This window comes from Negadavirga shengliensis, from assembly GCF_042652345.1.
Taxonomy (GTDB): domain Bacteria; phylum Bacteroidota; class Bacteroidia; order Cytophagales; family Cyclobacteriaceae; genus Negadavirga; species Negadavirga shengliensis.
In genome coordinates this window covers 248,546-260,863 of sequence record NZ_JBHSJJ010000004.1, presented here as the reverse complement: position 1 = coordinate 260,863, position 12,318 = coordinate 248,546, and the positions used below count along the sequence as shown (strand labels likewise).

The following is a 12,318-nucleotide window of genomic DNA, read 5'->3' as shown; positions in this document are numbered from 1 at the left end:
CTTATTCGTTTTTATTCTGCGGAAAGGACATATCGCTGGCCGGACGTGATGGAAAAGCCAAAGCCACCCATGTCCTTGTTAATTTTCAACTCCGTTTTCTTTCCATCAGGAAGCTGCACAAAGTAACGGTCACCGGCAACCGCAGGCGTATGGATTTCGGCAGTGGAGTGACCGTCCGGAAAATAAAAGGTATAAGGCCTTCCTGAAAAATTAAGAGGGAAATAATAGGCACGGAGACCTTCCTCCTCCCTTAGGACGATCACATCCTTTCCTCCTACCCATAACGGTATTTTATTATCCGGAAGAGGATAATTTTTGATGGTTCGGGGTCCTTCAATCACTTCTTTACTTTGCCAATCCATCCACTTGCCCTCCGGAAAATAGACATCCCTTTCCTGCGCGGAGGCATAATCATTTCCAAAGAGAGGGGCAGCCATTAGCGACTCTCCCATCATCCAGCTGTATTGTTTTTTAAGAGAATCCGCCAAGTAATAGGTATCTTCATCCTTGGGGAAAGCCAAAGGCAAGGGCGTCATCGCATACGGAAAGCCTGTATCGTAGCCCCGTTGTACCTCACTGTATATATAAGGGACCAACTGGTGGTGAAAATCCACCGCTTTTTTGACCGCCATTTCGTATTCGGGGCTTTTCATATGCCAGGGCCCATATCCCAGTGACATGACAGGCATCACAGCAGCCGTCATGGCATTGCGGACAAAATACCTCTTTTCATCCTCGGACAAAGGATTTTCCAGGTATTTGCCGGCCACGATATCGGGGTAAATGTTCCCCACCCCACTGAAGGCATAGTTAAGCGCATTGATCAGGGTCCTGTCCTGATCGAAGCCGTATTTAGTGTCTTCCAGCCGCATGATGTCTCCGGGAACACCGTAGGCCGTATTGCGTACCATCACCATCTTACCCAGGTCCATCAGTTTCTCATTGACCGGGTTCAGTTTTCCGTCGTTATTCAACAGTACACCGTCCTGAAGCATCATATCCTCTTTTATGCCATCAGCACCCCATCTGTCAAACTGTTCGATGAACCAGTCGACAGCCTCAGGAAGATCCGTATTGAGTATATAATTGCTTCCCTGCGGGAAATTAACCTTGAACTTCCCGGGTTCCCCGTTTGCATCTTTGACGAAATATCCCCTTTCCAGTGCCTGCGGGATAAAAGGGCCGTCATTATCAGGATAATAGTTTCCCCCATCTTCTTCAAGTGCTTTAAAGTTTATTCTGGAACCCAGCAAGAGCTTGATGCCCTTCTCTTTAAAAAAATTTTTGAACCCCGTCACATCCGGATAGCGGGGATTTGGCAAACCATCGCTTCGGGAAAGGGCCTTCTCCTCGTCCCAAATCCCAAAAGCCGTGGTGCTGCCTTCTCTGGGTGTTCTCCGCTCCCCCTTCCAAAACCCGCTGCCTACCACCGCCCATTTTAAGGGATAGCCTTTATCCAAATACATCTGAATATCTTTCTCCACGGAAGATTGATAAGTGTTCCACCCCAGTGAACCAAAGGCTTCATACCCGATTTCAAAAAATTCATATTTAGGCTTCTTATCCGGATAGCCTGCTTCATTTTTAGCGGTTTTGTAGGCTGCATAAATTTCTTCGGGTTGGCCAAAAAAATAGTAGGCACGTAATACTTCGGAGCCGTTTACACCCATCCGGTTGCCATGTTGACCAAAAGCCACTCTTTTGGAACCACGGTCAAAAACCACCTGACCAATTCCCTGGGCTGGAAAAATGACAAATGAGGAAATGAAACGGTAGTGGTTCCAGTTGTACCGGTCTGTCCTGTCATTGATCAAATGGTCGTTGGTGTATCCGAAAAGATCTGTTCTCCCTTCATAGCCGCCATGATCTCCCAGTCCATATACAGGTCCCCCTATTCCCCCTGTTTGCAATTCCATGGTCAGTTTGCCTTTATCCGCAGGCTGACACACGATTTGGAGGCAATGCTCACCCAATGTAATTTCAAATTCCAGCTCTTTACCATTCTTATTTACCGTTGTGCCCTTTAAACGATCATGGGCAATGGCGGTTACCGAAACCAATTGACTATAGGTTAAATTATTTGACCCTTCGTCACCCAATAAAATCCCTCCGTCTGGATGTCTGGGTAAAAGGACTTCACCATCCTTTGTTTCCAGTTGGAAAGCTGTATTGTCTCTGCTCAGGATAAACCTGTGCGTCCCGTTTTCAAGCACAAATTCATGGGTGTCGTATTTACAAGACACAAAAAGGATCAGCAATAACAGCGATATGGAGGGTTTATTCATAAACATATTCTAATCAATATTGAATTTCTAAAATGGCAAGGCCATAGCCATCGACCTGAATCTCTATGGCATCATCCTTCACAAAAGTCTTCTGCGCCTTTCCTTCTGCATCCAACAATCTGATTGTTCCGGGTTCTCCCTGGTTTGAGGAGGCAAGATTCAGGGTACCGCTTTGCACCTCATGGTACTGGTTGAGCAACAAAATCCACCTTTTGTTTTTGTCCATTGAAGCGGCAATGATGTGTTCAAAATTTGGATTGGAGATTTTCACAAAGCCGGGAAGCACCTCCAACCCGGCAGCCTGTCCCAAAACCGTCCCGGGAGCAAATCCATAAGTTTTGTGAGGGCCTACTTTTGGCGTAACAAAACCGCTTGGGAAGTTGATCCTGTTGGCTGAACGAAGCGCCAGTTCAGCCATCAGGTAATCGGTAATCCAACCGACCTGCCACCAGGCATGGTGTGGAAATGGTCCTGCCCCCGCATCCATGCTTCTCCAATAGTACGAGGCCACACCCGTATCTTCATCCACAAAAGCATGTCTGCCAACGGCCGCAGCCCTCGCCATATCGGCAAACAACCGCTCTCCGGTCAATGCATGCATCCGTATGAACATCCCCGCATGGCTGGCGAGGAGAATGGGCCCGTTGCCGTTAGCGGAACCAATGGCCCCGCCATGTTCAAAGCTCAGCCCGGCCTGGGATATCTCCCAATTCTGTCTCAGTTTGCCATTAGTGTTGACCAAAGTTTTATCCGCAATGGGATGGGTATAGACATGACTGGTATAAACCTTTGCCGCCTTTACCGCCGCTTCAAGGTATTTTGGGTCCGGTGCTGATTCATACAAGTCCAAAAATGCCTGTGCGGTTTGCCCCGTGGCAAAATCGGGTACATAACGGGCATCCCCGCATACTCCCAAAAAACTGCCATGGACTACGCCATTGTTCCAAAACCAATCGGCACCTTTTTTGGCCGCCATCAAGTATTTTTCATCCCCCAACATCCGGTAGGCCACAAGAAGACCATAGAAAGTGGGCCGAAAATCCTGAAGTTCTTTAAAAAGCGCTTCCTCCTCCCTGTTGAAGGCGACCGGCCAACTCCCGTCTTCCCGCTGCCAATCCATAAGCAGGGCGGCCCCAAGTCCCAGACGTTCCTTCAGTTCCGGATTATCCGGCTCGAAGAGCAGCATATTCCCTATGTCCAACATGATATAATAAGTCAGCGCAATGGGTTCTACCATATCCCCCCATTCTTCCACAAAGCGTTTGGACTTGGACAGATAATATTGGCCTATGGCGGCGCCTTGGAAAAACCCTGGCTCCATCTGCTGCTGTGCCAATTTGAACTGCAACGCATAGGGAAGGACCTTTTCTTTCAATAACGGATTGCCTGTAGCCTGTGCCAACATCCACATGGCCCCGTAATCGGCGTTTTTCATCGCATCCCGGTCTGCGCCTACCACACCTCCCAAATAAGCTTGGGCCCCTATTTCCCTGCCCTCAAATGTCTCAACCCGCCAAAGAGAGGTTTCGGGATCGGTCAAATACCCTACCATCCGCTCCAGCCTGTGGCTCAGGGATTCCTGGTTGCGGCGAAGCTGCAGACTTTTCTCAAAATCATACACGGTGTATGCGGCGTGCTTCATGGAAGAAAACCAATCGCCGTTACTGAGATGAAATCGAAATCCCATCACCAAGCTTTGCCCCTCTTTAAAATAGGCATTTCCCTCACCCATAATGGGATAATAAAGGGTAGGGCTCAACAAGGACCTGCTGTTCTTATGAGAGAGCCCCAATTGCCATTGATGATGGTTATTCCGGTCTGCTATCCACGGATTCCTGGCCATATCGGGCATGGCAATAGCCGACAGCGTGAATCCCTCTTTGGATTCGATAATAGGGCTTAAGGTACTGGCCGTTTTTTCACTGAATATGATGGGCAAGGCTGGAACCCCGTTTCCATAGGCGTAACTGATGGGCAGATTCTCTTCCATCCGGTCTCCATGGAAATACCCGGGTACAGTGGCCCATTTCAAGCCTTTTTCATCTACCGTAAGCAAAGAAGGGGAAGCCAGGGAATAATAACCGGGTACTTTAACTGTACAGGCCATCCAGACCAAAATATCCTGAGGCTGGTCCCGGTCAAGCTTCCAATGTATGTCAAAGTCTGCAAAAATGGTGGAATGGGAGAATTTCAATTCATCCGGACTGATCATTTCCGCATGGGAAGGATAAAAATATTCAGGTTCATGACCTACATTCAGCGCAAAAGCACTTGTTCTGTTTTTCCATGTATTTATCAAATATTTATAGGAGCTTCCCGGAAACTCTTCTCCGTGGGCGGTAGTGAATTCCCTATCTGTCCTTTCTTTGGGTTCGGTTTTGGACCAAAGTAGGGTATATTCTCCCGATGGATTGGAAATTACCTCCCACCCGTCATTTGCCGCCATCATGATCTTATCAATGACATAACCATCTTCTGATTTTTGCCACTGGATCTGTATGTAATCATTGGCCAATACAAGCGGCTCCTGTCCCAGCAATTGCCCTGATCCCAATAGTGCCACACATGCACCTAACAGTATAATTTTAATCCTCTTCATTTTATAATCAATAGATCTTGAATAGTAATTCAATAAGCCACAACCCCAAACAGGGCTGCTGGAACGTGCTGACCGGGCTGTTCCATGACAATCCTGATCTTTGCGGTTTCCAGTGGCTGTTCAAAAGTTACCCTATGGATCGTTTGGTGATTGTCTTGTATGTCGGAGATCACCGTGCCGTTTCCGTCACATATCTTGAATTTTCTTACGCAGAAAGGAATTTCAGATTCAGGATGTCCCATCAAAGTGGATTCCATGGGATGATCAAAATCGGTATCAAAATATATGTATAAACTTCTGATTTTCTGCAATATATTCCAATTTATATCAATTGATGGTTGAATATCTTGAAAATCCGCTATCCAGGCATTGGCATGCAAGGCGGGCCTGAATATGCCGTTTTGCAGATTACGTTCCCCGAAGATATCCAAAGCCCGGTCCAATCTGAAAGCAAGATTGTGGCCTTCAGGGCGCCTCTCCGGAAGCCAGAATTCAAAGGATTCTATACCAATATCTTTGGGTGGATCCTGCCGGCTGCTGATCGCCACGGCCTTGTTGAATTTGTTGTAAACAGTGACCAATCCAGATAACCGCATGTTCGAACACCGGACCTCAATATGGTCGTTGACGTGCAAACAGACGAATAAATAACCCGTTTCGGGGTGGCGGTAGTCAAAAACCAGCGTACAATCCTGCTCCCCTTTTTCCAACACATAGCTCTTTTCAGTCAGGGTAACATCCGGGGTAAAATTACCTGCTTTACTGCTTGTCATTAATGCTGTTTTGAGAACCGTTTTTTCCTTTGTTCTCAGCCGGATGGTAAAAGATGGCAACTCTCCTTCAGGAAACGGCATCAACTGGGCCATCGAAAAATGAAGGGCTTTCCAGGGCCCGTCCATAGGCAGTTCCTGCAATTTGAGCCGGGAAGAAGCCTGGATGCTGGCCCTGGCTACCAACTCCGCCGGATCATCCAATTTTATTCGGGGGATATACTGGCCATTGGCAATCAGGTTTTGCTGTAATTTACCGATCCATTGATTCTCCGCAATAGTGGCCGGCAGTAGGTTATGTTTCTTACACAAAACAGCAGCCATGGCCACTGCCTGGGCATTATGGGCACAGGTGGCCATTACCCTGGATGAGCCGAAAGCGACATGGGAGGCACTGATGATCCGTCCGGCCAGAAAGAGGTTTTTGATGTTTTTGCTGTACATGGTCCGGTAGGGAATCTGGTAAACCCCTTTTGCGTGCCACTGGGTACAACCAGGTTTGTCGCCATATACCCCATCCGCCGGGTGCAGATCCAGCGCCCATCCGCCAAAGGAAACCGCGTCGGAATGTTCCCGCTGCTCGACCACGTCTTTTTGGGAGAGCATATAATCCCCTTCAAAACGCCTGCTTTCCCGTTTCCCGGGGATGGTACCGACCCACTCCAGTGTATGGGTAGAGGTTTCGGGAAACTCACCGGAATTTTTAATGTGATCCCAAATCCCATATATCACACGCCATAGCTCCCATTTTATATTTTCACTTTCATGGATGGTGTCCTTCCTTCCCCCATATTCCACCCACCAAAGCCTGCAACCATGATCTTTAAGGTTGAATGTTTTGAAGCGGGGAAGTTTGGAAAGTTCCTTATTGGCGTATGCAGGAGCCACAAACCGCACAGGTTTGCCGGTATCCTTGCTGTAAAAATAGAGGGAATGGCCCAGCAACTCCCCATAATCCTGGTTAGGGGCAAACAACTCGTCGAATTCATCTGCAGATTCTGCCCCAATTCGAAACGCCGCCCCTGCCAGGAAGGCCATGATTCCATCCCCGGAAGCATCCACATATAACGGTGCTTTCAATTTGTACAGAGTCGCATTTTGGCTGCAAAATGCCCACACAGCGTCAATCTGCTCATTGTCTTTCTTTTCCAAATCATACATAGCGGTGTTGAGCAGCAGGCGAATATTTGGCTCTTGGCTTACCTTCTCTACCATGATGGTATCCAAAATCAAGGGATTGCCCTCCGGATTGCGGTATAGGTTTTCTACCAGGATCTCATCAATCACACCCCCTTCTCTCGCCCATCTGTTATTGTTTCCCATATGGGAGGTGGCGCCCAATATCCAAAGCCTGATCTCTGAGGACCCGTTGCCTCCCAGTACCGGCCGGTCCTGTACCAAAGTGACTTTTAACCCTGCCCTTGCCGCAGTAATGGCACAACAGCTGCCCGCCATTCCGCCTCCGATAATGACCAGATCCGATTTTATGTATTCTTCCCGCAACTTTCTCTTTTCGGGTTCAAAGCCTTCTTTTATCATAGTGTTTAATAGATTTGTTTTGCTCTCTTTTTTATGCTGTTTTCCTCGCGGGCCGCATACCCTATGGAAACCGTTCCAAGTATCAGAATCAGGATCCCCATCACCGCCGTATAAACCAATCCCCGCTCCGCCCACAAACACAGCACCAAAAACATGGCCCCAATGGAAAGGAATGCCCAGCCAAGTACTTTAATCCCATATATGTTCTGAATTTGACTTTCTTCGGTATTTCCTTTTTCCTCGGGACGATGCACGGCAAATTCCAAATAGTGATGGCTGATTCTGTTCTTGTGATAGGCATACGCTTCATAACCTCCCAACAACAACAAGGGCATCAAGACCCCCAGCAGCATCTCTCCACTGCGGTCCAGGGAATAACCAAAAACCCGCGGCGAGATAAATTTGAAGAACAGGTTTACTATGAGGCTAACGGTGGTAGCCCCGAGGATGGAGGCACCTGTTTGTCTTTTGGAAAAAAGCCCCCATATGGCCGGGGCATACAGGGCTCCTCCCGTGACGGCGCTGATGCTCAATACCACCTCCACAATCCCTCCCGCCAACGGCACCATAAAGGCCACCCCTATGGTTCCGAGACCGAACAGCAATGTGGCCAACCTGGCCACCTTCATAAGGTGCTTTGAAGAAGCTTGTGGAAAAAGGGGCTTGTACACGTCATTGGTCAAAACCGCTGCGGCAAGATTCAGGGACGTATTGACCGAACTCGCCGTAGCGAATATCATTCCCCCCAACATCAGCCCCAGCATACCGAGGGGCAACACTTCCATGCACATCCTCAAATAAGCACCCTCGGTATCCAGCCCTGACAAGCTAGGGTTTATGACCCTGTAAATCATCGGTGGAAGCATCCAAATAAGTGGGCTTATGAGATACAAACTACCAAAAAGGCAGCCCACCTTTCCCGCTGCCTTCGTGTCAGCCACAGAGGTATATCGTTGTACATATGCCCAATTCCCCCCAATAAAAACCAGGTTATAAACGGTGAAGGCAATAATGAAAACAAGGGTGTATTCTCCATTGAAAATACGGAAGAATGTGTCCGGGGCCTCCCTGATAAAATTGTCCATACCCCCTACCTTATCCAGGGACAAGGGCAACACGATCAGGACCGCTGCGGTCAGTATCACAAATTGCAGCACATCGGTGACCACCACGGCCCAGAGTCCTCCTACCGCCGTGTAGACCATGATGATACCGCCAAGTAACAAAATGGCGTAATAGATATCGAAACCGGTGACCACATTAAGTATCTTGGCTACGGGATATAGAAAAGCCCCGGTATATCCCAAGGAAAGGAAAAGGAAAATATAAGTATAATATTGTTGCGTATGCTTGCCAAAACGTTTGGTAAGGTATTCCGCCACAGTCAGCACGCTCGTACGCTTCCAGCGCGGCGCAATGAAAGCGCCTATCAGAAAGCCACTGATGCACATCGCCATCTGTATGGTAATGGCCACCCAACCCCATTCATAAGCAATGGATCCCCAGACCACAAAAGTGCCGGCGGAAAAAAAACTCATAAAAAGGGAAAGACCATTGATGGGCCACGGAACCGCTCCTCCTGCTGCAAAGAAGGATTTCATGTCTCCCCCCCGTCGACCAAAAGACAGTCCGGCTATCAAAATGATCAGCGTAAAAATGATGATGGTAAGAAAATCCAGCTGTTGCATACCTATTCATTTATTGCATTTGTTTCTCTTTTTGTCTTAGTATCATGTCAAGTGTAAATTGACGGAAATCCCGACGATTTTTTATCCACTAATTACACTAATTGGCTCTAATTTTATGGAAAGAACCATGTAATTGAAACAGCTTTTCAATTAGATATTTTTCTTTTCGTGCTAATTCCCCTAGTCCCGTTGACCGGGTCCGGGGCAGGCTGTGCAATCCCTGACTGCCGGGCTCCTACGCTAAAGCTGTGGCGACAGCGTAGAGGCAGGCGTGGACATCTTACTAAATTAATGGGGGGTGATCCGAAACCCGACATTTCATACTTGACATAACACTAGCCGCATGGTATATAAGTGATAACAGCTTGAAATTTTCCGAAAATAGCGGTCGTCTGCATAATTATTTGTTCTAATCCCCAACCTTGCCGGCGCCGGCGGACCGATAGACGGCGGCAGGAAACGGATTTTTTATGTTTTTAATTTTTTGGAATGGCCGGAAATTCGTAAATATTTAATGGAGATTCAATAATACCCATAAATTCTTCTAAATGGTCTGTATATACCTCCCGGGGACTACATGCTTGTTTCTTGGAAACAAAAGCGGCATAGCCCACTGCTTCCCCCATCATGCCGCATGTTCTCATGACACGGGTGCTTCCAAACGCTACATGGGTCGTGCTTATGTTTCTTCCGGCCATAAACAGGTTGTCGATATTTCGGGAGTACAAAGAGCGGTAAGGAATCGTATAAGGCTGTACCCGGATATGTTTGGTGGCGGCGAAAAATTCTTCCCCCCGGAAATAATTTGAATTTTTCTCATCCGGAAAATGCAGGTCTATGGTCCACGTGGCCGTGACACAGCCATCCGGATACATCACGCCCTCCTGGATATCCATTTGTGTCAGGACGTGGTCGCCCATGAGCCTTCTGGATTCCCTTTTTCCTCCGATATAGGCCACCCAAGCCAGCTCGTGATTGGCATACTTTTCCTTTTTGTGGTTTTTCAGATAAGACCAGTTTCCATAAATGGCCCTTAGGTTATGGTCTCTGATTTTTTCAGCTTCGTAGACGGTGTTGAAGTTGCCAAAACCGGTTTCCCACTGCCAGTCAGCCTTGTGGTCATCGATATGGTACTCGTCGGAAAATTGTATGGCCCAGGGTGTTTCTGGAAAATCCGATGGCTTGTCCTTCGCCAGAGAGGCCCAAAGGTTGGACGTCCCAAGGGTAAAATCATCGGCTTTTTCCGGGGCCAGGGATTCGCCGGTTTCTTCCCTGCTTTCTCTTCCCCACCGGTATTCAGCCCCTGCCAGATAACCCAGCGTACCGTCCCCCGTGCAATCTGAAAAGTAAGTACCTTCGAACCGAAACTCCTGGTTCGTCGCAATGTCCCTGCCTATTACCGCCCTGATCTTATTACCCTCCATTTCCACGTCATATACATGGGTGTTGAGGTGAAGGGAAATGTTAGGCTCCCCCCTCACGATGGCCAGTTTTCTTTCATCGCCATACCTGTCCGCATCAGGGTTGCCGTTACCTGGATCTCCATTGTCCAGTTCCCGCACGATCCGGCCAAGTTTGGGGTAATGGTTTTGATCGACCCTTCCCATCAGATGCACCCTGATCTCCGAACTGTTATTTCCTCCAAGCACGGGCCTGTTCTGAATCAAGGCTACTTTCAGCCCCATCCTGGATGCGGAGATCGCCGCACAGGTACCGGCAATACCGCCACCTACGACCACCAGGTCAAACTCACCCGCATCTTTTGGACCTTCCGTGAGATTCAGCAGCTGTTTTCTGAAAGCCAACAGTGCTTCATGGTCATTAGGAGGAGTGTCATTTTTATCGGTTGTAAAATACAGGGCATCAAAACGACCGTTGAACCCTGTCAGGTCCTGCGCGGTAAGGGTGGTTTCTTCCTTCCTGATCTCTACCTCGCCTCCATAATGCCAGTCCCATTCATCAGAACCATTCGCCCCAAAAGTCGGCTTCAAAGGGATGCCATTGAGCAGGAGTCTGAATTCACCCGGGCCTTTGGGAAAAGGCGCCCAGTCTTTTGTCCTTACCCACACATGGTAAGTCCCTGTTTTGGGGAATCTCACGGTAGTGCTTGCATCGGCCACCGGCTTACCCATGCCATGGGCCATCAGGTAGGAGGAAAACAGCACATCGAACGATTGCTGGTCAATTACCCAACCGCCAATGTCATCAAAGGATTCCGCCTCCACAAACAGCTTCTCCTGGGCATAAGTCCCGGACATGCCGAGCAGTAGGCAAATGAACATTATGTATTTTCTCATCATCATCTCTATTTTTTGGTCTTATTGTTCGAATTCAGTTTGGTTCAATTCTATGCGAACGGATCTGTCCAGTTTCCTTTGGTTGGAAAGGACGTGGTATACTTCCTTTCTCCAATGGTTATCATCCAGATACAAAGCCAAGTTTTTTTGTCCTCTTTTTGACAAATCCTTTTGACTTTTCAAAACAGTAAAGATCTTTCTTTTCTGTTCGGCGTTGGAATTCTCCAGCCCGTCAATCATCTTTTCGATCAACCCGGGCTGGAGATCCAGATGCTCCAGTCTGTCCAAAATGGCCAACTGCAAACGGTAAGGGCTGCTTAAGTAAGTTTCCCACAACCACTCCTGTCTTTCCCTGCTTTCAAGCATTTCCGCCGGAAGGTTTTCCAAAAGGTTTTGGGCAATAAAGATATTTTTGCCCCTCAAAATGGCGAGCACAGGATCGGCAAACCTGGCCTCTATATATCTTTTGGACTGGAATACCTTTTCCAGGGCCCAATATTGATAGCGATGATCCTGACTTTTTAAAAACCTTATAAGCATCTCCCCGTCATGGATTTCTTCTGTATGTTGTCGCGCAATGGCGGCCATTTCACCATGAGCCAGATGCCACAAGGTATAGCAGGAATAAACAGCACCGCCTATCACTTCATTTTGCAGCGTTTTGAGCGTGGCCCCGGTAACCGCATCCACCCCCTGGGTCAAATCCTTTTGGTTGTCCACCACCAAGTCTTCAGCCCGGTAATCCCTGAGCATGGATGATGTATTGGTGAGGATTTCATGAAGTTTTTCGTAATCGTGCTCTTCAAAGGGAATGTGGTCCAGTTTGGTAAGCGGCTTGCCGGATGGCACCTCATACCGCTTAAAGTTTCCCAAGAGATCCCAATAAAAATCAATAAACACGGGATAACATTTATTGGAATAGCACACAGGGGTGAATATGTCCGCCACATACTGTTCCGGCCTGCCTTGCTCATCATAAGCCAGCCACAATTCGTAGCGAATGGAATCCGTCTCTACTTGCAGGATTAATTCCCGATCTGGCAAGTAATCACCGCTAGATGGATGCATATAAGTTTGCATCAGCACGGCTCCCCACCATCCCGCAATATTCAGCGCTATGTATTTGATGATAAGGTTCAT

6 protein-coding genes are annotated in these 12,318 nt (G+C 48.0%); all 6 read right to left on the bottom strand.

The genetic code is table 11. The features are described 5' to 3' along the window. Positions 1–11 precede the first annotated feature (11 nt). The 6 genes from ACFPFU_RS08795 to ACFPFU_RS08770 all read right to left on the bottom strand — a co-directional run bounded on the left by ACFPFU_RS08795 (position 12) and on the right by ACFPFU_RS08770 (position 12,318). A complete protein-coding gene (locus tag ACFPFU_RS08795) occupies positions 12–2,291 on the bottom strand; it encodes an alpha-amylase family protein (RefSeq protein ID WP_377063578.1) in 2,280 nt (759 codons plus the stop codon). A gap of 7 nt (positions 2,292–2,298) precedes the next feature. Next, positions 2,299–4,884, bottom strand: coding sequence for a YyaL domain-containing protein (locus tag ACFPFU_RS08790; protein WP_377063576.1), 2,586 nt, complete (start codon positions 4,882–4,884; stop codon positions 2,299–2,301). Between the two features lie 29 nt (positions 4,885–4,913). After that, on the bottom strand, positions 4,914–7,193 hold the full coding sequence (locus ACFPFU_RS08785; RefSeq protein ID WP_377063575.1) for an FAD-dependent oxidoreductase: 2,280 nt from the start codon (positions 7,191–7,193) through the stop codon (positions 4,914–4,916). A 5-nt stretch (positions 7,194–7,198) separates the two neighbouring features. Continuing rightward, entirely contained in the window at positions 7,199–8,881 is a 1,683-nt protein-coding gene (locus ACFPFU_RS08780) for a sodium:solute symporter family protein (protein WP_377063573.1), read from the bottom strand. Positions 8,882–9,357: 476 nt separating this feature from the next. Then, positions 9,358–11,178 carry an FAD-dependent oxidoreductase gene (locus tag ACFPFU_RS08775; RefSeq protein WP_377063571.1) on the bottom strand — a complete coding sequence of 607 codons (1,821 nt, stop codon included), beginning with the start codon at positions 11,176–11,178 and terminating at the stop codon, positions 9,358–9,360. A 21-nt stretch (positions 11,179–11,199) separates the two neighbouring features. Then, positions 11,200–12,318 carry a hypothetical protein gene (locus ACFPFU_RS08770; protein ID WP_377063569.1) on the bottom strand — a complete coding sequence of 373 codons (1,119 nt, stop codon included), beginning with the start codon at positions 12,316–12,318 and terminating at the stop codon, positions 11,200–11,202.